Source organism: Coleofasciculus sp. G1-WW12-02, from assembly GCF_040219735.1.
Taxonomy (GTDB): Bacteria; Cyanobacteriota; Cyanobacteriia; order Cyanobacteriales; family Coleofasciculaceae; genus Coleofasciculus.
The window spans coordinates 1-23468 of sequence record NZ_JAVJRX010000018.1 but is presented as its reverse complement, the minus strand read 5'-3'; the positions used below and the strand labels follow the sequence as shown (position 1 = coordinate 23468).

The 23468-nt window shown below is 45.3% G+C and carries 16 protein-coding genes and 1 pseudogene; 4 read left to right on the top strand and 13 right to left on the bottom strand.

Annotated elements, in window-relative coordinates; all coding sequences use genetic code 11:
* Positions 1-43: 43 nt before the first annotated feature.
* The 3 genes and pseudogenes from RID09_RS02570 to RID09_RS02560 form a co-directional block, all read right to left on the bottom strand.
* Complete coding sequence (locus RID09_RS02570; protein ID WP_446334392.1) at positions 44-538, bottom strand: macro domain-containing protein; 495 nt, start codon at positions 536-538, stop codon at positions 44-46.
* Positions 539-802: 264 nt separating this feature from the next.
* A pseudogene (locus RID09_RS02565) lies at positions 803-1891 on the bottom strand (AAA-like domain-containing protein); the annotation flags it as partial.
* 117 nt (positions 1892-2008) lie between these two features.
* On the bottom strand, positions 2009-3619 hold the full coding sequence (locus RID09_RS02560; protein WP_446334387.1) for an AAA-like domain-containing protein: 1611 nt from the start codon (positions 3617-3619) through the stop codon (positions 2009-2011).
* A 307-nt stretch (positions 3620-3926) separates the two neighbouring features.
* On the opposite strand from RID09_RS02560, the gene RID09_RS02555 reads away from it, so the two are divergent.
* The 3 genes from RID09_RS02555 (at position 3927) to RID09_RS02545 (ending at position 8037) form a co-directional block, all read left to right on the top strand.
* Entirely contained in the window at positions 3927-4115 is a 189-nt protein-coding gene (locus RID09_RS02555; RefSeq protein WP_446334386.1) for a hypothetical protein, read from the top strand.
* Positions 4116-4402: 287 nt separating this feature from the next.
* Positions 4403-4636, top strand: coding sequence for a mersacidin/lichenicidin family type 2 lantibiotic (locus RID09_RS02550; RefSeq protein WP_446334385.1), 234 nt, complete (start codon positions 4403-4405; stop codon positions 4634-4636).
* Between the two features lie 83 nt (positions 4637-4719).
* A complete protein-coding gene (locus RID09_RS02545; protein ID WP_446334384.1) occupies positions 4720-8037 on the top strand; it encodes a type 2 lanthipeptide synthetase LanM family protein in 3318 nt (1105 codons plus the stop codon).
* Positions 8038-8282: 245 nt separating this feature from the next.
* Here RID09_RS02545 and RID09_RS02540 read toward each other — a convergent pair whose 3' ends face one another.
* From RID09_RS02540 to RID09_RS02525, 4 genes are all read right to left on the bottom strand, one after another.
* Positions 8283-9050, bottom strand: a complete 768-nt coding sequence (locus RID09_RS02540) for a foldase protein PrsA (protein ID WP_446334383.1) — start codon at positions 9048-9050, stop codon at positions 8283-8285.
* Positions 9051-9288: 238 nt separating this feature from the next.
* Positions 9289-10890, bottom strand: a complete 1602-nt coding sequence (locus tag RID09_RS02535; protein WP_446334382.1) for an HlyD family efflux transporter periplasmic adaptor subunit — start codon at positions 10888-10890, stop codon at positions 9289-9291.
* A 258-nt stretch (positions 10891-11148) separates the two neighbouring features.
* Complete coding sequence (locus RID09_RS02530; protein WP_446334381.1) at positions 11149-13902, bottom strand: peptidase domain-containing ABC transporter; 2754 nt, start codon at positions 13900-13902, stop codon at positions 11149-11151.
* A gap of 3 nt (positions 13903-13905) precedes the next feature.
* Positions 13906-14478, bottom strand: coding sequence for a helix-turn-helix domain-containing protein (locus RID09_RS02525; protein WP_446334380.1), 573 nt, complete (start codon positions 14476-14478; stop codon positions 13906-13908).
* 290 nt (positions 14479-14768) lie between these two features.
* On the opposite strand from RID09_RS02525, the gene RID09_RS02520 reads away from it, so the two are divergent.
* On the top strand, positions 14769-15869 hold the full coding sequence (locus RID09_RS02520) for a tetratricopeptide repeat protein (RefSeq protein WP_446334379.1): 1101 nt from the start codon (positions 14769-14771) through the stop codon (positions 15867-15869).
* A gap of 578 nt (positions 15870-16447) precedes the next feature.
* Here RID09_RS02520 and RID09_RS02515 read toward each other — a convergent pair.
* From RID09_RS02515 to RID09_RS02490, 6 genes are all read right to left on the bottom strand, one after another.
* Positions 16448-17725, bottom strand: a complete 1278-nt coding sequence (locus tag RID09_RS02515) for a serine/threonine protein kinase (protein WP_446334378.1) — start codon at positions 17723-17725, stop codon at positions 16448-16450.
* Positions 17712-19178 carry a serine/threonine protein kinase gene (locus RID09_RS02510; RefSeq protein WP_446334377.1) on the bottom strand — a complete coding sequence of 489 codons (1467 nt, stop codon included), beginning with the start codon at positions 19176-19178 and terminating at the stop codon, positions 17712-17714. Before RID09_RS02510 ends, RID09_RS02515 begins: the two co-directional genes overlap by 14 nt.
* A gap of 45 nt (positions 19179-19223) precedes the next feature.
* Positions 19224-20192 (bottom strand): ADP-ribosylglycohydrolase family protein, encoded by a 969-nt coding sequence (locus RID09_RS02505; RefSeq protein ID WP_446334376.1) that lies wholly within the window; start codon positions 20190-20192, stop codon positions 19224-19226.
* Between the two features lie 171 nt (positions 20193-20363).
* Positions 20364-21134, bottom strand: a complete 771-nt coding sequence (aqpZ, locus tag RID09_RS02500) for an aquaporin Z (protein WP_446334375.1) — start codon at positions 21132-21134, stop codon at positions 20364-20366.
* A gap of 316 nt (positions 21135-21450) precedes the next feature.
* Positions 21451-22446 carry an SPFH domain-containing protein gene (locus RID09_RS02495; protein WP_446334374.1) on the bottom strand — a complete coding sequence of 332 codons (996 nt, stop codon included), beginning with the start codon at positions 22444-22446 and terminating at the stop codon, positions 21451-21453.
* A gap of 190 nt (positions 22447-22636) precedes the next feature.
* Positions 22637-23068 (bottom strand): NfeD family protein, encoded by a 432-nt coding sequence (locus RID09_RS02490; protein WP_446334373.1) that lies wholly within the window; start codon positions 23066-23068, stop codon positions 22637-22639.
* Positions 23069-23468 lie beyond the last annotated feature (400 nt).

Below are 23468 nucleotides of genomic sequence, written 5' to 3'. Positions count from 1 at the left end.
TGAATTTCTGCATTATTTTGTTTTTTATATATTATTAATTAATTTACTTTATTTCCCATTTTGCTTGCATTTCATTTATAAAAAATTTCCAGTTTAAATCTGACAACGTTTCTCTCCCATAGAGAGTGATAACTACTTCGATTAGTGTTTGGTGAATCGTCGATAAATCCATAATAATTTGTTTAAGCATAATTTCCCAAGCGATTTGTTTATTCAGACATCCTGCTCCTGTACCCAGTAAAGGAAAGACAATCGTTTTATATCCATAGTGATTGGCTTTTATCAGACAATCATGTACAACCTTCTGGATTATCTTTTTTGACGGAAATAATTCAAGCTGCCAATCAATAACTGTGCCATGGAATATTTTATTGGCTGGCAGATTTCCGGCTGATGTCACAACCACATCACCGATAGATAAAGCATTTAAAATCCTACAATCCTGGCTTTCTTTGTAAATTTCCTCGCCACCCATCCGTCTAATTCCGCGAGAGACTCCACCTCTCATACTGAGATAGGTATCATCCGAACTGACGATAACATCGGCGGCAAGATTGGTGATATCTCCTTGATAAATTCTGACTAATTTATCAGCGACTAAAAACTCTGATAAAAACCCCTCTTCTGGTTTAGGGGCAACTATTTTGACTAAACGCTGTTGAGGTTCTAAGTATGCCTTGGCAAATAACTCTAAAGCTCTATCAGTTAACTGTACAGCACTAGCCGCTATCTGATTAGATTCCTGAACGTCTGTCGGTAATTGTATAGGTAATGGTGTTTCTTTGTGTAGTAAATTCGCTTCTGCTAATATCTCATTGACCCAATTGTTATTAAAAACTGCCTGATAAATCTGGTTAGCGACTCTTAACTTTCCCTGCTGTTTTACCACTAACCCAGACAGGCGTAATTCCATCTGTTCTGAGGTGTCCTTGGCTTTCACTTCTCCTTGGTGTAAAATCTGTTGATAGAGGAGCAGTAAGGGTTTCTGACGCTGACTCCACTTGATGCGATCGCGGATTGTTCTTAAATGCTCTGGTTCATCACCGGCTTCCCAGTTTTCGATGATATTTTCCCGTACTAACGCCTCAATCCCGTTCGATGATTTGAGAGTATGCGATTCTGACTCTTGCACAATTAATTTACACAGCTTTTGGGTCAAAAATGGCTGACCCCCTGTCCACTCCAATACCTCAGCGATTACCTGTCTGGGATGGCTGACAATTGTCTCTAATCCTTGCACCAATGGATTAACTTCATGTAAGTGAAAGCCCGTTAATTCTATCGCTGTGCCAATATTAAACGGCGTACTTAGATTTCTGTCGGCGATTAAATCCGATGGGGTAGCCACTCCCAAAAGGCAAAAGGTGAGGCGTTGATAATCTGGGTTATCCACGCGCTGATTATAGCAAGCACGGATAAAGGCAAAAAAGTCATCCCGAAAGGGGATTTTTATGATACTATCGATTTCATCGATAAAAATGACGATGTGATCAGATAACTCAATAAGGAGGACATCATCAATAAATTCACTCAAGCGTTGTACTGGAGATAAAACCTCGCGATCGCGCCACCATTTGCTAAAGTTAATCTTCCTGGAAAGTCGAAACCCGCGCAATAATTCAGACACCAATCCGCCATACCATTCTTCTGGCGTCACATGGCTACCAATGCGAGTCATATCAATCGCGGCACATTTGACACCTTGGGCTTTTAGCTTCTTAGTCATCTGCACCCGTAAGCTGGATTTACCCATCTGTCGAGAGTTGAGGACATAACAAAATTCCCCATTCATTAATCCCTGATACAATTGAGCATCCGCCTGTCGCACCACATAAGTCGGGTGCTGATACTCTAAACTTCCTCCTATTTTGTAATAATTGCTATCTGACATAGAGTCATTTTAGATCCGGTGAAATTGATAGTAAATTGCTAGAGCATCGGCTAGTGTAATCCCAGTAACAAAAACCCTGTAGAGACGTTCCATGCAACGTCTCTACAATTTGGGTCGCTATAATTCATAATTTATAATTCGCTGAAAATAGTGTCGATATAACTGACAACGAGGGATGACGCGATCGCGCTTTCGCTGAATCAGCCCAATACTGTATAATTGATATGCCTGCATGGTTTCGATTTGCACGGGTTCGGTGGCACTAACTACCTGTTTTAAGGCGGCGGCTAATTCTGAATTTTCTTTCAACATTCCCCAATGTCGGCGCAAATGTGCCTCATAGATTCCCGCTTCGGTTGGCGCATCGTGTAATAATTGGGAGAGCGTTACATCCTGACGGGCTAAGTGATACAGTCCCAATCGCACTAAATAGGGATGTCCCCCTACCATCGCCATTAACTGTAGAACTTGCGTTTCATCCCAATCCAGTTGATAGCGTTGAGCTAAATCGGCGACTTGTTGCGAGGTAAACTCTGGCAATTCTATCGGTAATCCCACATTAAAGGGGGATTGATTAATATCCAAGGGTCCATAATCTTCTGTCGAATGTGCCACGACTAATCGCAATTCTTCCCAAATATCAACAGTCTTGGCTTCCTCATGCCAACTGCGTAACATAGGAAAGAATCCTTGTGCAATATCTGGGGACTGAAACACCCGATCTGCTTCATCTAATGCCAAAACTAAAGGAGAATCCAGTTGTTCTAATAAATGATCTTGGATGTAGGTTGTACAATTAACAATACTGCCCCGATCCTGATCCCAATACTTATCCAGTTGAGCATCAAGTTTAAGTTTAGAAGCGATACAAACACACAACCAGCGTAAAAATCGATTCAGACTGCTAAAGACTTCTGCCTCAGCTTGGAGCAAATTTAACCGCACCGTGGCATAACCTTGCTGTTCTGCATAGTCCAGAATCCGGTCTAGCAGCGACGTTTTACCCATTTGCCGAGGTGCTTTAATCCGAATCAGCGCCCCAGGTTGACGAATTGTCTGATAACAACGCTCCTCAATGGGAGGGCGTTCTATATAAAACTGAGAATTGAGTTTCACTGGATCATTCGGTAGTTCTAACCCATTTCCTAACGGTGGCGATGACCGATAAATTTGCCTAGACGTTGCATGCAACGTCTCTACATAACGCCTCGTCTTCCGTGATTGTACCCCTGTAGTTACAGAAGGCGGTGGTGATGCACTAGGGGCGACTTGTTTTGACTTTTCCGGGCGGCGACGTTCCCACTCTAGATTAAACCGTTGCATAATAGCATCTTTATCGTACCGCTTGTGCCAGAGTTTCAGGGTAAAGTGCCAATCATGTAATCCTTTCTTTCCCGGACGATTATCTTCTAGAATCTCGACAAAATCTGCCAGCCGTCTCAGCGCTTCCTTAATTTGTTCGCTATTTAATTTGCCTTCATAGGGATCTAAGGATGTCAATTCTTGGAGAAATCGCACTTTTGTCCTGACAACCAACTGGTTTTCACTTTGCCAGTTGACTTTTATCTGTAGATGTTCTGTATTCTCCCACTCGTCATTGGCGTAAGCCAGCAACGCTTCTAACAGGCGCTGTGCCCGTTTTTTCGCTTGAGGTCCATAGTTCGGTCTAGCCATCGAAAGTCCCACCCGGTAAAAACGTTGGGGGGGTTCCCCTAAGTTGGGTAACATCCCCTAACGGTTTATCCCCCATTGTAGGGAACTTCTCGCTACCAGCACAGGTAGCAGAGTTGAGGGTAGTTCCCCCGTTGGTAGTAGGCACCAAGCGTGCCTCAAGCACTCCAATAAGGGATAGTTTGTAGGTTGGGTAGAGCGTAAGCGTTACCCAACAGGCTAACCCGATTGGGTTGGGTTACTTGGAAAGAAGGCTCCGCCTACGTTCCCATAGCCCCACAACGGTGATATAGCGCTTTCCCAGCGTGTGAGGTACACCTAAATGTAGGGGCAATGTAGGGGCGCAAAGCTTGCGCCCTTAACGATGTATCGCATCAAACCGGAAATTGCTATATGCTCCCGTTTAGTTGTTCTGACCTCTGCTAGCGGCTATTCAGAAAAAATTATCACAATAATTATCCAGGTTCTGGAAAAAAGCCAGTTCAGCTTGAGCGGCTTTTACTGTCCTCCTGAGTCAGGAACCGTCTCGGTATTTAATATGGCTCTGTTATAGGCTGGTTCTGGCTTTGAGTAGCTTTAGACCGTGTGGATTCGGCTTTCTTTAACATTGGGTTCAATCCCATAAGCCTCACAGGAGAACCCAGTTCAATCAATTTTGTTTTCTGTTGGCATTAAAGGAAATTAGATAAAACTCCTTTATTTTTTTCTAAACAAGTTCTGACTTAACCTTGAAGTCTAAGTTTTGAGTGAACTATAGTAACGGTGGATTAATCAGAGGGTTAGAGGCAATTCAAAGTCTAATCCCAACTGACACAACTTTACTTAAGAGGACATTTCCAAATGGCTGGAATTCAAATTAACAACCTGGATATCGATATCATTCGTGCTTGGAAAGATGAAGAGTATCTGAACAGCTTGAGTGAAGATCAGCGTTCGCAGTTGCCTGAAAACCCAGCAGGAATGATTGAACTGTCCGATGAGGACATGGGTTCCGCAGTAGGAGGAGGTAGTTGTTTGTGCTGTGGTGGTGCCATCAGCGAATGGTTGGGCAACCCTGTAATGATGGCTGAATAGGATAACACCCAAAACGATGGGTGGGTCAAAAAACCCACCCTTTTTCCTTGCTGATAGTACCTTGTTAACAGGAGACTAAGACTATGCATCAAGTATCTTTTCAAGACTCTGCCTGGTACAAAGCCATACCCTTAAGTGAACGCATTGCACTACTTAGAAACATACAGGAGGCAATCCCCAATCTTGATATCAATACAGATTTTGCCCAGCGACTGATGCAGCGATGGAAATCACAATTTCCATTTACAAGTGACTCTTATTTTGCCCAACGTCTGATAACGGATGAAATTACTGAGGAGGAATTATTTTACCTTCTCGGTGAGCCAATTGATGCTTTGAAAAACCGTTTTTCAGATGCCCCAAATTGGTTAACAGAGTTAGCTGATGCCTTTTCTCATCCTACTTGCTTCAAGGTCAAAAGAATTCTTGATCCAAAAAAAACAAAAGAGAAAGGAAAAGCAGAGTTTTTGTATGCCATTGAGCCGCTAATTATCCAAGGAATTGACCGTCTGCATCAGGGAATTCAGGAGCTAATCCAGATACAATCTAATTTGCCTTTTGACCCCAGTACTGTCGAAGATTTGTTATTTACCAATCTAAAAGGGCAATTGCTCTGGATGTTGAGTCGCACAATGATTTTAGAACTAAATGTGGCTCGTCTGCAAGGACTATTAAAAGGTGAAACACCAGAGGAGCGGTTTCAGAGCTTTCTACAACGCCTAAAACAGCGTGAGGTAGTGATTCCTCTATTGCAGGAGTATCCAGTCCTTGCCCGTCAACTTGTAATTAGCATTAAACGTTGGGTCAATTTTAGTCTAGAATTTCTCCAACACCTCTGTAACGATTGGGATGCTATTTGCACCACATTTAGTCCAAAAATAGAACCAGGCTTACTCGTGCAGATAGATGGCGGGAGAGGCGACACGCATCGCGGCGGACGTACCGTACTAATTGCAAAATTTAGCTCTGGTTTTCAAATTGTTTATAAACCCAAAGCTCTAGCTGTTGACGTCCATTTTCAGCAACTCCTAGAATGGCTTAATCAGCGTGGCAATCATCCATCATTCCGCACTCTAAAAATTATAAATCGAGGTACTTATGGGTGGGTTGAATTTATCGCGGCTCAAAGCTGTACTGATCCAAAAGAAATTCAGCGCTTTTATGAAAGGCAGGGTGCTTACTTGGCACTCTTGTATGCTCTTGAAGCTACCGACTTTCATAATGAGAACCTAATTGCTACCGGGGAACATCCAATTTTAGTTGATCTGGAATCTCTTTTCCATTCTCGTCTTGAAAATTTCGACATTAAAAAATCTGACGAACTTGCTGTTAATACAATAAATTATTCTGTTTTGCGTGTTGGCTTACTGCCCCGACGCCTTTGGGCAAATGCTAAGGATGAGGGAATTGAGATCAGTGGCTTGGGGGGAAAAAAGGGGCAACTAACACCCACTAGTGTTCAGTCTTTAGAAGGAACTGGAACCGACGAAATGCGGGTATCTCGTAAGAGGAAGCCAATCCTGGGCAGCAAGAATCAACCTACCCTTAATGAGTCCGAAGTTAATGTAATAGACTACACTGAGGCAATTATTACTGGCTTTACTAGTATCTATCAGTTATTGTTGCAACTCCGAAATGAGTTGTTGTCAGAAAACAGCCCTTTGGCTTGTTTTGCCTCTGATGAAGTGCGGTTTATCCTGCGACCAACTCAAACCTATGGTTTGTTGCTGCAAGAGAGTTTTCACCCGGATTTGCTACGAAATGCTCTAGATCGCGATCAATTTTTCGACCGACTTTGGAGAGGAATTGAGCAGAATCCCTATCTAGTAAAGGTGATTGCGGCTGAACGCAACGAACTCTGGGAAGGTGACATACCCATGTTTTCCACTCGCCCTAATTCGCGCGATCTTTGGACGAGTTATAATGAGCGAATTCCTGAGTTTTTCGACGAATCAGGCATGACTCTAGTGAAAAATCGTCTCCAGGAACTCAGTGAAGCTGATTTGACAGAGCAGCTATGGTTTATTCGTGCTTCTCTTACTACATTAGCTATGGTAGGAGAACAAGGACAATGGCCCAAGTACGATTTGAGGGAACCGCAAAATAGTGCTAACCGTGAGCAACTGTTAGCAGCTGCACAGGCAGTTGCCGATCGCTTAGAGACGCTGGCATTGCGGGGTGAGCAGGATGTCTCTTGGATTGGCTTAATGCTCTTAAATCAAAAGCACTGGACTCCGATTCCCTTGGGCATAGAACTCTATCATGGTCTACCAGGGGTTATTTTATTCCTTGCCTATCTTGGCAGTGTTACTAACCAAAAACGTTACACTGAACTGGCAAGAGCGGCATTGATAACGCTGCAACGTCAGATAGAAAGTAGCAAGGAATTTATCACATCAATCGGTGGCTTTGAGGGATGGGGAGGAGTAATCTATACTCTGACTCATCTAGGTGTGCTGTGGAACGATCCCGATCTCCTTAATGAGGCTGAATTATTGGGGGAAATTCTCCCTGATTTGATTGAAAAACAGGAAAAATTAGACATTATTAGCGGTACATCTGGATGTATTGGCAGTTTAATCAGCTTATACCGTTTTCGCCCTTCTCAACGTATACTTGCTGCTGCTATTCAGTGTGGTAACAAAATTGTTTCTCATGTTCAAACTAGGATTGAAGGTATTAGCGGCATGCTAAAAGATGCAGAGGAAAAACCGCTATCTGGATTCTCTCATGGTGCGGCTGGGATGGCGTGGGCGTTACTAGAGTTAGCATCTTTGACTAGTGATTTGCGCTTTCGGACAACAGCTTTATCTGCAATTGAGTACGAGCGTGGTCTCTTTTGCCCTGAAGTGAAAAATTGGACTGACCTTCGCTATGTTTCCGGTTCATCTGCTCTCAGCTATGTTTCCAGTCTGCCCGATCTCAAGTATTTTCCTAATGCGATTTTGTCAGACAATAAGGACTATCAGCATATATGCATGACGGCTTGGTGTCATGGTGCCCCAGGCATTGGACTAGCTCGCTTACGTTGTCTTCAGCATTTAGATGATGCTGCAATCAGGGCAGAAATTAACACAGCCCTTCAAACCACGCTAGCTCATGGCTTTGGTCACAACCACTCCCTGTGTCACGGCGATTTGGGGAATCTGGAATTGCTCCTGCAAGCTAGCTTAACCCTTGATGACCCGCAGTGGAAAACTCAAGTTGACCGCCTTGCTGCCATCATCCTCGAAAGCATTGATAAACATGGCTGGCTCTGCGGCGTTCCCTTGGGAGTTGAAACACCTGGACTGATGACCGGACTGGCAGGTATCGGCTATGGATTACTACGACTAGCAGCACCAGATCGTGTCCCCTCTGTGCTGATGCTGGAACCTCCGAAGCTTAACAGCACGGTATAGAAGACTAATGAGTGAGGGATGGCAACCTAATACTACAAACGAGACTTCTCTAGTGCAGGCGGGCAGAAATAAGTGACCACCTTCTAGGGACAAGGAAGACAAGGGGGATTTTAGCTGGATAGTTATTTCCGCCACGCTGCACTAGTTCCCTGGCAGAGCCAGGGAACTAAAGCTTAGAGGCTCTGGCTCGATTGCGGGAGGCAGAGTCTCCCAGAGTTAATAGGTCTATTCCGAGAACTTGAAAGTTAAATTTCAATATGGGCAACTAGCTTGCTTGAGTCAAAAACAACATTAACTTCAACTTGCTCGGTTGGTTGCTTTATCCAGCTAGAAAACAAATCAGACATAATTTGAGAGCGTAGCTTATTATCCAAATCCGGCTCAATAATCTCCTCCACCAAAATCAGATGTACTCCCTTAGAAGTCACAATTGGTTTAAGCACCTGCGGCGGCGTAGCCGCAAAAACAGCAGCAGAAATCTCCGGCTTCAACTCCTTACGCTGCACTATCCCCCGATATCCCCCCTTTCGGCGTAACTCTGTATCCTGGATATATTGATAAGCCACCTCATAGAAACTCATCTCACCTTCTTGAATCGCATAGAAGAGTTCCATTGCCAAATCTTCATCATCCAGGACAACTTCATACATAACAACCCCAGCATAATCCAACTGGTGTTCAACAAAAAAGGGTTCAACTTTGTCAGCAAATAGATGGTGAGCCAACTTCCCAGAGATGACGTTGTTGTAAATCAACTCTTCAAAATCATCTAGAGAAAGACCATTTTTTTGTAACCATGCCCTCGTTTCCTCCGCACTGTTAAGTTTGCTGATTAACCGTAAGCTGTCTGCTGCTTTCTGAAGTTCCTCCGTCTCCACTTTAATCCCTGCCTCCGCTGCGGCATCCGCAATAACCTTGCGAGTAACAATTTGCTCAACTATCTCAGAAATCTGACACGATAGCTTAACTTGATGCAGAATATCCTCATGGGAAATCGTAATTGCTTGGGACATGATATACTCCTCAATTCTAACTTTTCACGGGAAGTCTATAAACCTGAGTCGGGGCGGGTTTAGTCACATCCGGGTGTCACCGAAAAGTTGTAGAGACGTTGCATGCAACGTCTCTACTAACGTTGCGCCACATACCGTAAAAACTAAGCTCCTAAATTAGGTTATTGACTGTCTATTTTAACCAGCCAATGTCACTGGGCTAATTCTCGTGTAAACCCGAATCCATAGTCCCAAAACTCTAAAGTTCAAACCCCCCTTTTTGCAACTTCTTAAACGGATCAAGAATAAAATCAATAATGCGACGCTGCCGGACAATCACTTCAGCCGTTGCTGTCTGTCCAGCAGCCAAATCTGTACAACCTTGCGAACTTTTAATACAAGTCTGTTTCAAATCAATTTCCAAGTCAAACGTCGCTATCTGTCCCTGCTCAGTTTCCGTCACCTTAGACGTAGGTGAAATCTGACTTACCGTTCCTTCAACTACCCCGTAATCTTGAAACGGATAAGCATCAAACTTCATCTTGACCGGCATCCCTTTACGCAGCGTTCCACTTTCAGATGTCGCCATCTGCGCCCGCAGGATAAGGGAAGCATTCTTGGGTGCAATTTCAGCAATTAACGTACTCGGTTGTACTACTGCCCCAGTTCGTTGAATCGGTAACTGAAAAACTGTCCCATTCACGGGGGCACGTAACACTCGTTGTCCTAACTGAAATTCCCAAGCTTGAATCTGACTTTTACTCTGAGAAATTTCGGCTTTAAGCGTCGTAACTTGGGTTTGCAGTTCTTTGATCTGTTCTTCACTTTTAAGCATAGCAATATCCCCCGAATGAATCAAACTCTGATAGCTCTTTTGCTGCTCTTGTAAGCGAAGTTTGGCTTGCTCAATATCAGACTGAGCTTGATGAATAATCCTCTGATAGCTACTTTGTTGCTCTTCCTTCCGTAGCTTAGATTGCTGAACATCCGACTCCGCTTGTTCCTGCAATCGTTGCCGTTCTTGAGCCAAATCTTCCTGTTCAATCACCTTGATTTCGGGAACCACACCTTGCTCCTGAATTTGACGGTAACGTTGGACTTCTCGTTGTGCCTTAGCTAAACGAATTTCTGCTAAATTCAAAGCAGTTTTGCTATATTCAAGGTTTTTCTCTGCCTGATTGACTTGAGCCAGTTTCTCCTCCTTTTGTAAATTATAAGAATTCCTGAGAGACTCCAAATTCTGCCGTGCTTGCTCCACTTGAGCCTGTTTTTCCAATGCTTGAGCCTGATTCTGTTGTTGTTGAGCGCGAACTCCCAGAAGTAATTGGTTTTTCATCAATTCCAACTGCGCCAGCCGATTTTGTTGCCCTTCTAATCTCGTCTGAGCTTGCTGGAGTTCGCTCTTAATCTCCTCGGATTCCAGTTCCAGTAACGGCTGCTTGTTGGTGACAAATTGACCTTCCTTGACTAAAACCTTAGCCACTGTCCCCGCCACGGGTGCATCGACTTTAAACACATTTCCCTGGGGCTCTAGTCGCCCTCTAGCACTCCCGGTTTCATCTACCTTAGCTAACATTGCCCAGGGTAAGACAATCCCTGCAAACACGACTAAAAAATACAACAACCCCCGCGTCCAAACTCGCGGGACAGTATCAATCAGTTCCTTGGTCAACGATGACCAATCTTCACTAATCAATTCAGATGAATTTACCTGATTAGGTAGTGCTGTTTGAGCCGGATTATTAGTCATAATCACTTCAGTCTGTTCTTGATCACGAGGATAGTGACCATTCCGACTCCCTGATTCCTGTGTCGATAGGTTTGGCATATTAGTGTTGAGTGTTAATTGTTCATTACTCATTGGAATTTATAAGGAAAAGCCATCAGCTAACTGTGGGATAGATTTGTTTTGTAGTGAGGGCTTTAGCCCTCTCCAGTTATGCGTTAAAGCACTAAAGTGCTTACTACAAACAAAGCACTATTTTAGCTGTGCCACGCCACTACAAAGGTGATATGCTTCCTTTCTAAGGGCATGTCTGAGACGGATTAAAATGTCAGCGTTCAGAATGACAAACTACACTAGACATTCTCTAATTTCCATTAGCGATTAACCGTTAATTCAACCCGTCATCGTAAATTGCTGCTGATTGAGGTAGAAATACTGACCCCGTTTTGCCATTAATTCATCGTGAGTTCCACTTTCCACCAAAACCCCTCTATCCAACACCAAAATTCGGTCAGCATTCCGGACAGTTGACAGGCGATGAGCAATCACTAATGTTGTCCGATTCGTCAGAATTGTATTCAGATTCGTCTGAATAATCCGTTCTGATTCAGCATCCAAATTACTCGTCGCTTCATCTAAAATCAACAATCGCGGATTTCCTAATAAAGCACGAGCAATCGCCAGACGCTGTCGTTGTCCCCCCGATAACATTCCTCCCCCTTCACCGATTTGGGTTTCATAACCCATGGGCAATTCCTTAATAAACTGATGTGCTCCCGCCTGTTTAGCCGCTTCAATCACATCATTCAACGTAGCTTCTGGATGACCCACTATAATATTCTCCCGTATTGTACCCCCAAATAGAAACGTATCCTGGTCAACCACACCAATTTGCTGACGGAGCGATCGCAGCGATAAACTGGTAACATCGTAGCCATCAATAAGGATCTTCCCTTCAGTCGCAGGATAAAGTCCCAAAACCAGCTTAGAAATCGTCGTTTTCCCCGAACCACTACGCCCAACCAGCGCCACCATTTGCCCTGGCTGCACCTCAAAACTGAGATTTTCTAGCGTATTCAGATCACTTTCGGGATGGTAACGAAACGTGACTTGCTCAAACCGAATATGTCCGCGAATCGGGGGTAAAAATTGACGAGATGACGAGTGTAAATCTTCCTCCGGTTCAGCATCAATCACATCATTAATCCGCTCCACCGCAATTACCACTTCCTGGAAATCATTCCACAACACAATCAGCCGCTGGAAGGGACGAATCACATTCCCCAGCAACATATTAAACGCGACTAATTGCCCAATCGTGAGTTCATTTTGAATCACTAGCCACGCCCCAAACCAGAGTAATGCCGTCGTGACTACGGCTTCAATGGTTAAGCTAAACGTCTGGAGCGTATTACCAATCACCTGCCCAGAAAAAGACGTTTTAATCGACTTGCCAAACAAATCCTCCCAATGCCAGCGCACCGTCTGCTCAACTGCCATAGATTTGACAGTACGAATACCCGTCAGGGATTGGATTAAGTACCCCGTTTCCTCCGTATAAGCCCCAAAAATCTCACGGGAAACTCGCTGTAAAAACGGTGTCGCAATTAACGCCAATAACACAAATGGTGGTACAATAACTAACGTTAACAGTGCCATCTTCCAACTGTACCAAAGCATCAATCCCACATAGATAAACACCGTCAGTAAATCCAGCAGAATAGATAGGGCTTCACCTGTGAGAAAACGCTGAATCTTGCGATTTTCCTGGACACGGGAAATGATGTCTCCCACATAACGAGACTCAAAGAAGCTCAAAGGAAGCCGGAAGGTATGGCTAATAAAACCGACAATCAGCGCTAAATCGACTCGGTTGGCGGTATGATCCAGAAGGTACTGCCGCAAGCTAGTCATGGCGACTCGAAACAAGCCAAAGATGAGTAACCCCAATCCGACGGCGGTTAACGTCAACGTGCTGCGCTGTACAACCACCCGATCCAACAGCAACTGAGTAAATAGTGGCGTAATCAGTCCAAAAACCTGAATCAAAACTGACGCAATCAACACTTCCAGCAACACCAGTTGGTGGGGTTTCACCAGTTCAAAGAATTGCCAGAAGGGGGTGCTAGCTTCTTGAGCCTGTTTGAGCAGGGCTGTAGGTTGGAGTAATAAGGTATAGCCTGTCCAATCCGCTTTAAATTGGGCATAAGTTAGGCTACGCTGACCAATAGCCGGATCAGCAACAATCACGCGATCGCGTCTCACCTCATAAACGACAATATAGTGCTTCCCTTGCCAATGGACAATCGCAGGTAACCGTTGTTCAGCCAGTTTATTCAGACTGGCTTTTACCGGACGAGTGGTAAACCCAATACTCTCAGCAGCGGCGGCTAACCCGCGCAGTGACGCCCCATTGCGGTCAACATTGGCAATATCCCGCAGGCGATTCACACTAAACCGCTTCCCCCAGTAGCGCCCCACCATCACCAGACAAGCCGCACCGCAATCTGAGGCACTTTGCTGGGCAAAGAAGGGATAGCGTCGAGTGATTCGCCCCCACCACTGACCCACTTTTACGGTAGGGTTGGGGAAGTACGCTCGACTTATCTGGGACTGGGGTTTTTGTTCCTCAGACAGTTGAGACAAGACAACTGTCTCAGACTGACTGACATATTCTGTAACAGGTGAGTTATCAGTAGATTGGCTGGCGTTTGCCCCCCTCACCTGTGAATCTCGGCGTACTGCACTGGCGTACAAATGCTCTTTTATCGAAGGATACTGGCGAATGAGCGATCGCAAAACATCACCGGGAATATAGCAAAGCCTCAACTTAACGGAAGCTCTAGCCGCATAGGGGTGAAATTCCTCCTCTGGAAACAGAGTGAGTTCACCAAATGACGCCCCTGTCTCTAGTGACGTAATTAAATCATCCGTACTATTGAGTAGTCTGACTTTACCCGCCAAAATGATATAGAGTCCCACCGTCGCCTCTGCTGTCTCCCAGAACCGTTTACCTGGGGTTGGCTCTAGAATTTGAATCTGCTGAAAACAGTTTGAGAGTTCCGCATCGGAAAGAGCCTGTCCCAAGGTTTGGGCAAGCTGTTGACCAAGCTGTTGCTGGGAAAAAGTTGATGACTTCTGAACCATGAGTTAGTTACTGGTCTTGATAAAATTGAGTGACCACGGGAGTTCGGACTCGCAAGCAGATTGCAAGTCCCCAATTCTGATGCGAGAGCATTGAGGGGTTTCCAACTCCGTTACCTCTGGTGCTGAATCAGATTTGGGTCGAGTGGAGAGTCCCATTTTCTTGAGCAAAAGGTTAACATTGCGATCGCTCACCTCAATCCCCAATTCTTTCGCCAGATGCTTACTTAACCATTGCCCGGTCCAGCGCCCAAATGAATAGCCATAATCACGAGGACTATGGCTCACCAGTTCTTTCAACCGCTCTAAATACTGATCATTCACCGTCTTCGGGCGACCAATCCGACTCTCTTGCCATTGGTGTGCCATTCCCGCACGAGCGACGTGTATCCAATGCCGTGCGGTTGCTGGACAACACCCCAAGGTTTGACAAATTTTGGCTTGAGATATCCCTTCATCTGCCAGCAACATGATTTCAATCCGCTGGCGGTACTTTTCCGGTAAATCCTCTTGCAGACTTTTTTGCAGCAGTTTGCGCTGAAACGGTGTTAGATGCTGACCTGATGTTTTCACCGTCATCTCTCCTTATGGAATTTCAGTTATGGCGAATCACTGAGCGTCAACCATCAAGGTGATGATTTCCCCTTGCCGATACAGTCACAGGTTGGTTGCGTTTGTCACGCTTGTGACTTACAAGTCACTATTGTGACAATTATTTCGCTAGTTGTCAATCTAGTTGCGGCAATAGACAAACACCCCTACAGACAGAGGAAAGTATGTCGGCTAGAATTGGGGAGAATTAAAAGTCACAGCCAACTCGCTTGAGTAACAGTCACAAGTGTGGATGAGCTAGCCAGCGATGAATCAGAATGAATCAAGAGGAGTTTGAGCAAGCATTTAATCGGCTAACACCCCGACGCAAGCAGGTGTTACGACGAGTATTGGCGGGTGAAACCGATGGCGCGATCGCCAAGTCTCTGGAGATTGGAGACGCGACAGTCAGAAAACATATTGAGCGGATTTGTCAAACATTAGGCTTAGACAATGAGCCTCCCGATGAGCGCCGCTACAAACGCTTGGAAGTCGCTAAGCTCGTGGCAAAGTACAAACCTGAACTACTCACAGACTCCACCCCTGTCACTGCCAATCAGGTGACACCCGAAACAGCCAATGCCAAAAACACCAGTAATGCTGAGAGAGGGGATACCCAAACCCCTGAGCCGACAAAATTAGTTGAACCCTCTCAAGATGAACCTGATGTCATCTGGCAGTTACCGGCAATGACTCAACCTGTTCGCGAGCAGCTCCTCAAAACCTTCAGCCAACTGATTGACGAGGAATCCAAACGGAAGCAAATTGCTAAAAATCTCAACAAAATTGGCTATGAACGCTACCTACAGGGGGACTTCCAAAGTGCTGCATTTTATTTACAGTGGGCAATTGAATTTAATCCCAACCTAGGCGGCGCTCACTACAACCTGGGTTCAACTTATGAAAAGCTGGAAGATATTGAGCGTGCCTACAACCATTACCAAGCAGCAGCCAACCACAAAGGACGCGCCGCCGATGCTGCCCTGAGTAACCTGGCTCGTTTGGACATTTTAGCAGGAAACAGCGCTACAGCGATTGAGCGACTCTTGCCAAGAGTAACGCAAGTTAAGGATGCTTCGGTGAAATCCTCTGTCCACAAAAATCTGGGTTGGGCGTATCTGCTGCAAAAACACTATTCTGACGCCCAATATCACCTACAAAAGGCAATTGAATTAGATAGCGAACGTGCGGCTAGTTACTGTTTACTCGCACAAGTGCAAGACATTCAAGGGGACGAGAAAAGCGCTCTGGTATCATGGGCAAACTGCCTTACCTATGACACCAAAGACAAGAGACGAAAAGAAGTCGCTTGGAGATCTCCGGAATTAGACTTCTGGCAGTTTCAGGCACGCGAACGCCTAAAACCTTCAGGCAATTAGGCAAAAACGTCTGGACAACGAGTGACGTTTTCAGTTCAAGGTAGCGGTACTAGAGTTCGGCATCAAGGATTAGGAACAATTGGCACATCATTTTCATCATCCTCATCATCCTCATCCTGGAGAGAGCGAGTAGACATAGAGTTACCGATGAGTGCAAAGTAATACATGGCTGTAGCCAACTAAAGTTCACAACAAATCAAGACTGCTGTTCACACTCACATCACAATCTTCATCATGCTGGCGGTGCTTGGCAGTCATTTGACCGTTGAATTCAGAATAGTTGGGGGAATTGTCTTCAAACCAGCCACCCACACTGGACGCTAGAAGTTTTATATAATAAGCGATAGACAGTTAGGGAATGTTGCTAAAATTAGGGGATTCCCCTAACTTTCTGACAGGGTTTGATACTAAATCCACCTTTATTACCCCCTGCAAGAGGAGGCGATTGAAATCGCTGCTACACAAACTTTCGTCCGCCTGTGCGGACTGGTTTATAACAGGGGTAGCGTTCCCCGGATTTGGTATGACTTGGCGATGGCGAGCTGGGGAAGCAAATGACGAATGACCAATGACGATATTCAAGAACGTAACTGTTCCAAAAAACAATTCAATTCTTGCACCAGCCAATCCTTCTCGGTTAACTTAAGATATTTACCAAAACGATGAGTGCGAACCCCTTCGACAATAGCACAAGACCGAATGGGTTGACCGTTTGAATTGTAGCGAATGTCTATCTCCAGTCTGTCAATATCTGCAGTTCGTCCCTTGCGCCAATATCTTAATCCCAGTATTTGCCACTGCAACTGGAACGTTTTTTTATCAATTTTCAAGTAGATGTGACTGAGAAACTTGTCCCGAATGACGATTAATAAGGGTAGGATGGCGATTATAAAAGGCAAAACACAAATTAGTCCAATAAATACTATTAGGGAACCCACCATCACATACCATGATAAGAATGGAATATCGACAAGGATATAGTCACGGTGTTTTTCCAAGAAGATACGATTACTTATTGATACAGGCGGCTCAATGAATGAATTTTGATCAGCGAGTTCACCCTGTAAGGCAATTAAAGCCTCCTGAGCCGAAGCAAATCGGTCTTCAGCAACGGGTTCGAGCATTTTCTCTAACCAGTTCGCTAATTCTTCTGACTGTACCTGAGCGCGAAAATCAATCTTGAGGCGGCGTTGAGGTAAATCGCCTGGAGAACGATGAGTCACTAAAAATAATAATGTTGCCCCTAAACCGTACAAGTCAGAGGTAATATACGCTTGTCCTCGAAACTGTTCGGGTGCCATGTATCCATAGGTTCCGACAACTGTACTTCCTTGAGTCAGAGTGTTCCGATAAACATTTTGGACTGCCCCAAAATCAACTAAAAAGACATTTCCTTTTTGATCCAGAATAACATTTTGGGGGTTAATATCTCGATGAATAATGGGAGGGGTCAAATTATGGAGATAGTCGAGAATTTCCAAAATTTGTCGGGCAATTTTGAGAACTTTAACCTCATCGGGTTGCCATCCTTGTTTGACTAATAGGGATAGAGACGTTCCATGAGCTAATTCTTGGACAAGATAGAAACAGCGATTCTGGGACGTTTCAACCTGAAAATAATCCAAATACTTGGGAATTGCCGGATGATTTAAACGGGAGAGAACTTTGGCTTCACGTTCAAAGAGTTCCAAGACTTTCCAGTCCGTCATACCCACTAAAGACAACGCTTTGAGTGCCACCTTTTGACCCGTTTTTTGGTCTTGCGCGGCGTAGGTTGTCCCCGTTCCCCCACTACCCAGAATATTGATAATCTGATAGCGTTGAGCGATACAATCTCCTGGATTATGTCCGTTCATAATCATCCTCCGGTTTCAGGTGAGGATAACGCTGATGCAGGTGTTTCATAAAGGTGGTTACTTCCTCAACCACCCACTCCCGTTCCCGTTGGGAGATGAACTGGGCAAATTCAATCCGTTGATGGGACATTTGGGTTAAAAGTCGGCATTTGCGTACAGGTATTTTATACCGTTCGGATGTTTTGGTTAACTTGTTTTTTTCGGTATACTGGGTAATAATTTCGATCCAGTTAATATCTGCGGTTCGTCCCTGAATCGTTTTTTTTAACCCCAATAGCGTCCACTGTAACTGAAAGTTTTTTGGGTTAATCTTGAGTTGAATGTGGCTGGCTGCACGCAACAGAATATTTAACACCGATAGTTCATGTAGTATAAAGATAAGACTGATGTATGCCCCCACAAAGAGCCAGGGACTGCTCACCAGGATCATCCGATAAACATGATTTGGGATAGCGATCGCTAAAAAGGCTAGTACTGTGGTTGGAATGAAGAGCAAACTCCATGCTACAGGATTCAAATACCCACCCGTTCCCCTAAACCCAGCCGGCGGAATTGTGAGTTCTAACTGTTCGTTTGTGGCGGTCAATGTAATCTGACTTCCTGCAGGACGACGGCGATGTTCTACTACAGGCTGGATCAGGGTTTTGGGATTTTGCAAAGCGTTTAACGCTGCCCGAGCGGAGAGGAATCGATCCTCCACCATGGGTTCTAACATTTTGTCCAGCCAGTCGGCAAACTCTGGCGACACATTCACACGAGAACGAAAGTCAAGTTTTAACCGTTTCTGGGGTAAATCAGCAGGGGAACGGTGAGTGAGTAGAAATAGTAAGGTAGCAGCTAAACCATGCAAATCAGAGGCGGGATAGGCTTGTCCTCGATCTTGTTCCGGTGCCATGTAACCAAAAGTACCAACCACAGTCATCCCTTGGTTACGGCGATTCCAATAGGCATGACGTACTGAGCCAAAATCGACAAGAAACACCTGTCCATCCTCTCGGCGGATAATATTTTGGGGTTTGATATCGCGATGAATAATCGGGGGAGAAATGTGGTGAAGATAAATTAGGGTTTCTAGGATTTGGATGGCAATATCCTTGATTTCATCTTCTTGGGTACGCCAACCGCTTTGAACCCAATCAAACAGCGATCGCCCCGGGGCTAGTTCCTGCACAATATAAAATAAACGGGTTTGGGGAGTATCCACCTCAAAGTAGTCCAGGTAATTGGGGATAGCTGGATGATCGAGGTAAGATAGCACTTGAGCTTCCCGTTCAAACAGATCCAAGTCTTTCCAGTCTTTGAGCCGGCGCAAAGACATTTCTTTGATCGCCACCCGTTGATTATTACTTTGATCTTGCGCCTCGTAGGTTGTCCCCGTTCCTCCTTGCCCCAAGATAGCTAGGATACGATACCGTTGAGCAATGATATCCCCAGGCTGATGCGATCGCTCCATACAAAATAGCCCGAATTGATATCTTTATCATAAAGTCGTCATTGGTCATTCGTCATTGGTTGAGTTTTCCGAGGCTATAGCTGAAGCTAAACCCTTGGCAAGGTCAACAATATCGTCTTTGCGGGCAATTTGGTCACGCCATTCTTGGGGAATTTGTTCGACACCGTAATATAGACCCGCTAATCCTCCTGTAACCGCCGCCGTGGTATCGGTATCTGAGCCTAAATTAACCGCTTTTAACACAGATTGGGGATAGGATGTACTGGTTAAAAAACACCAAAGTGCGGCTTCTAAGGTATGAATGACATAGCTTCTCGATTGAATCGCCTCCATGGGAAACTGGGCGATTTCTCCATCTAAGATTCTGGTGAATTTATCGAGTTCTGAGGTATAGGGGGGTTGATTGTAGCTCTGGTGAATTTTTTGAATTCCTTTAAAATAAGCCGTAGCTGGATCATCACCTTCTAGTAATCGAATCGCTATACTGATATAAATCCCACATGCCATCTGAGAACGAAGATGGGCATGAGTAATGCTAGAAACCTGATGGACTCTTTTAATCAATTCAGGAAATTCTAGGGATTTATAATAGAAAGCCATGGGTAAAATTCGCATCAGTGACCCATTGCCATTACTTTTTTCATCCGTACTACCTGACTCTAATGGCGAAACCTGATCCCAGCGTAGGCGACGAATTGCTGTAGACGTCGCCATACCAATATCAAAGACGGTGCCGTGAGGTGTCCAGTACCCTTGATCATGCCAAAGACAAAAGGATTGTGCGATCGCGTCGAGGGAAAATCCCTGACAGAGGCTTTCGGCTAAACAGAAGGTGAGAGAACTGTCATCTGACCAAGTCCCCGGTGGCTGATTATGGCTACCATAACCCCGCATAGAGGTTACAGGCGATCGCAGGCGTTCCTCCCGGCTGGTAAATTCCACAGGTACACCCAACGCATCACCAACACAGACTCCCAGGAGTCCGGCTAGGACTTGAGATTGGCTGGTTTCCATGAACAATTTCTCCCCACTTGAGACGCTTAAAAAAGGTGGGCATAGCCCACCCCACAACGATGACATATAAAAAATGATCTATCATCAATCAGCTCATTAATGAGTCTTCAAACCACTCCAAGTTTTATTCTGTCTTACTTTGACACGCCGTCTGTGTATTCTAATCAGTCTTTAGGCTGGCTCTTTACTCATTATCACATCTCCTTGTGGAGTATTTTTCGAGGCTGAGTCATCGAAAAATTTGAGGTAGAAAAAGCCAGCGACTAACGCACCCAAAATAGGGGCAACCCAGAATAACCAGACTTGCTGAAACAGTTCAACACCCGCAAAAATAGCAGGTCCGGTACTCCGGGCTGGATTGACCGACGTATTGGTTACAGGAATACTAATCAAGTGAATCAACGTCAAGGCTAAACCGATAGCAATGGGAGCAAAACCTTGAGGCGCCCGCTGATCTGTTGCTCCTAAGATAATCATCAAAAAGATGAACGTCAGCAACACCTCGGTGATAAAACAGGCAAACAGGGAATAGCCGCCCGGAGAATGAACCCCAAAACCATTGGTGGCAAAGGGATTTGAGCCAGTCATCTCAAAACCGATTCGCCCACTGGCAATGACAAACAAAACCGTGGACGCTGCGATCGCACCCACAACTTGTGCGGCAATATAGGGGAGTAATTCAGCCCCCGGAAAGCGTTTTGCCGCCCAAAGACCAAAGGATACAGCCGGGTTAAAGTGTCCCCCGGAAATCGGACCTACGGCGTAAGCCATGGTTAACACCGTCAAACCAAAGGCGAGGGAAACACCCACCAAACCGATACCCAAGGGATTGCTCCCTTCACCATAAGGAAATGCAGCGGCAAGTACAGCGCTACCACATCCTCCGAAAACTAGCCAAAACGTGCCGATCAACTCGGCGATACTTCGCTTTACCAAATTCATAATTAATCCTCTATTAACTGATTCAGATAGTATCAGAAGTAATCAATCAGTTTAATTAGACTTATAGAGTCCCTTTATTCGGGGAGATAAGCCCTGCTAATCAAACAACACTTCAGACAAAACAGCTGCCAATACGTCCCCCTGAAAAATAGGCAAAAAAAGTGGGCTAAGCCCACCCAAAACTTCTCAGATGATGTCCGGCAAATCACCCCTAATAAAAATGTAGGGGCTTGGTTACCAAGCCCCTACTCACCCTCACCCCATCTCCCTATCTCCCCATCTCTCCCCACCACAAGACTTATTCAGCAACCCCTACTTAATGGTTATTAGGGGATTCAAAATTGAACCCTTCGGAATCCAACTGTTCGCGATCGCCAACTATGGAGCGAATCCCCTCAATCGTCGCCGGAATCGCACGGGGGTCCATAAACATCACCTTACTACTATCACTACTGCCAATCTCTTTACCCATCTCTAGATAATTCTGTGCCAGTAAGAACTGTAGGGCATCACGGGCAACGGGGTCACCCTTAAGCGTCTTCGCCACAATTTGCAGCGCCTCTGAAGTGGCTTGCGCCCTGAGAACTGCCTGCTGGCGTTCGGCTTGAGCTTTGAGGACAATCGCCTTTTGCTGCGCCTCGGCGTCTAAAATCGCTGCCTTTTGTCGCGCTTCCGCATCGAGTACTCGGGCTTCCGCGTTCCCTCTGGCGCTATTAACTGCCGATTCCCGTTCCCCTTCAGAGGTGAGAATTGCCGCCCGTTTTCGCCGTTCGGCTGACATTTGCAACTCCATTGAGTCTTGTACCGCTTTAGAAGGCACAATGTCCCGCAATTCTACCCGTGTCACTTTCACACCCCAGGGATCAGTAGCAATATCCAATTCCCGCAGCAGGGTTTCATTCACTTCAGATCGCGCCGTAAAGGTTTGATCCAGTTCCAGTTTGCCCATTTCTGAACGAATCTGCGTCAGCACTAAATTCACCATTGCCGCTTGCAGATCTTCTACCTTGTAGTAAGCTTTTTCCATATCCATGATCCGCCAATAGACCACGGCGTCCACGCTGATGGAAACATTATCGCAAGTGATGCACTTTTGGGGAGGAATGTCAAGGACTTTTTCCCGAATTGTTTCCTTAAATACGACGCGATCCAGAACCGGAACCATAAGATTCAAGCCCGGTTCCAGCTTTTTGCCACTGTATTTCCCCAATCGTTCCACTAATGCTTCATTCCCTTGATTGACAATCTTAATGGAGCTAGCCATCGTGGAACCGCCAAGCACCAAAATAATCAACCACGCAAATATATCCATGTTATTACCTCCTAGAATTTTAATTGTCTGCCACCCATAAACAGTGGCAATTATTTCTCAAACCGCTAAGTTAAGCGTTAACAACAATATCTCTTGACTTCTCCCCCGGTTAAAATGCGGGGGATTCTAAATTTGAGCGTATTTCCCCCACAGCTCATGGAAAATCTGTTTTCAGCACAAAAGTTAAAATTTAGTAAGGGACTAGATTTTGAGGAACAACGATGAGTGTATTGCCTTGCCGACGAACGACATAAACGTTTTGGTTGGGTGCGATCGCGGCTGTTTCATCGTCACAACGAGCTTGCCAGGAATTCCCTTCATAGAGAATGCGTCCCGTTTCTCCGGGGGGAATTTCGGTCAAGGTACGGGCTTCCACAGCGTCGAGACGTTTCGCCACCTTAGCCGCCGGGAGGATACGCCGAGATGCAATAACCAGTGCCGTGGATAGCGCCAACCATAGCACCACTTGCACCGGAAACAGGGGAATAATTAACGCCACCAGCGCCACGACTAAAGCGCTAATTCCCATGGTAAAGGCGACAAATGCCGTAGGGACAAATAGCTCCACCAGACAAAGCATTGAGCCTGCCAGGAGCCAAAGTAGGGAAGGATTGAGTGACATATAAAAATCCAGTGTATCCTGGGTTGAAAGCCTTTTATTCTAGTTTAATTCCCTATCGAGGCAGAGCAGGGTTCTCCGGGGCTGGTTTTACCGAAACGTTCTGTAAATATTTGATAACATAACTAAACTTTTTTAGGGAAGGAGGAGCAGATGAGTCTAGACACAGAGCCATCTTTTTATAAAATTCGCCGGGAAAACCCCATCCCAAAAGTGGGTGGGGATGAGAGGCGAGGCAGGCTCAGGGGTTCGATACCCCGTCGCCTGCCAATAATCTATCGGGGTGACAGTTAGCCTCTCTCTGTGTTTGTGAGTCTCGATGTATTTTCTTTGCGTATACCACTAAAACATATAAGTTTTTGTGCTAATCTAAGTCGATCAAGGATTTTGGAGGTAAAACCGT

Excerpts from the sequence above, each read along its gene's own strand:
- RID09_RS02525 (WP_446334380.1), bottom strand. The coding sequence starts at position 14,478 with ATGACGGTGAAAACATCAGGTCAGCATCTAACACCGTTTCAGCGCAAA.
- RID09_RS02510 (WP_446334377.1), bottom strand. The coding sequence starts at position 19,178 with ATGGAGCGATCGCATCAGCCTGGGGATATCATTGCTCAACGGTATCGT.
- RID09_RS02560 (WP_446334387.1), bottom strand. The coding sequence starts at position 3,619 with ATGTTACCCAACTTAGGGGAACCCCCCCAACGTTTTTACCGGGTGGGA.
- RID09_RS02545 (WP_446334384.1), top strand. The coding sequence starts at position 4,720 with ATGCATCAAGTATCTTTTCAAGACTCTGCCTGGTACAAAGCCATACCC.
- RID09_RS02540 (WP_446334383.1), bottom strand. The coding sequence starts at position 9,050 with ATGTCCCAAGCAATTACGATTTCCCATGAGGATATTCTGCATCAAGTT.
- RID09_RS02515 (WP_446334378.1), bottom strand. The coding sequence starts at position 17,725 with ATGAACGGACATAATCCAGGAGATTGTATCGCTCAACGCTATCAGATT.
- RID09_RS02550 (WP_446334385.1), top strand. The coding sequence starts at position 4,403 with ATGGCTGGAATTCAAATTAACAACCTGGATATCGATATCATTCGTGCT.
- RID09_RS02555 (WP_446334386.1), top strand. The coding sequence starts at position 3,927 with ATGTATCGCATCAAACCGGAAATTGCTATATGCTCCCGTTTAGTTGTT.
- RID09_RS02535 (WP_446334382.1), bottom strand. The coding sequence starts at position 10,890 with ATGAGTAATGAACAATTAACACTCAACACTAATATGCCAAACCTATCG.
- aqpZ (WP_446334375.1), bottom strand. The coding sequence starts at position 21,134 with ATGAATTTGGTAAAGCGAAGTATCGCCGAGTTGATCGGCACGTTTTGG.
- RID09_RS02530 (WP_446334381.1), bottom strand. The coding sequence starts at position 13,902 with ATGGTTCAGAAGTCATCAACTTTTTCCCAGCAACAGCTTGGTCAACAG.
- RID09_RS02505 (WP_446334376.1), bottom strand. The coding sequence starts at position 20,192 with ATGGAAACCAGCCAATCTCAAGTCCTAGCCGGACTCCTGGGAGTCTGT.
- RID09_RS02520 (WP_446334379.1), top strand. The coding sequence starts at position 14,769 with ATGAATCAAGAGGAGTTTGAGCAAGCATTTAATCGGCTAACACCCCGA.
- RID09_RS02495 (WP_446334374.1), bottom strand. The coding sequence starts at position 22,446 with ATGGATATATTTGCGTGGTTGATTATTTTGGTGCTTGGCGGTTCCACG.
- RID09_RS02490 (WP_446334373.1), bottom strand. The coding sequence starts at position 23,068 with ATGTCACTCAATCCTTCCCTACTTTGGCTCCTGGCAGGCTCAATGCTT.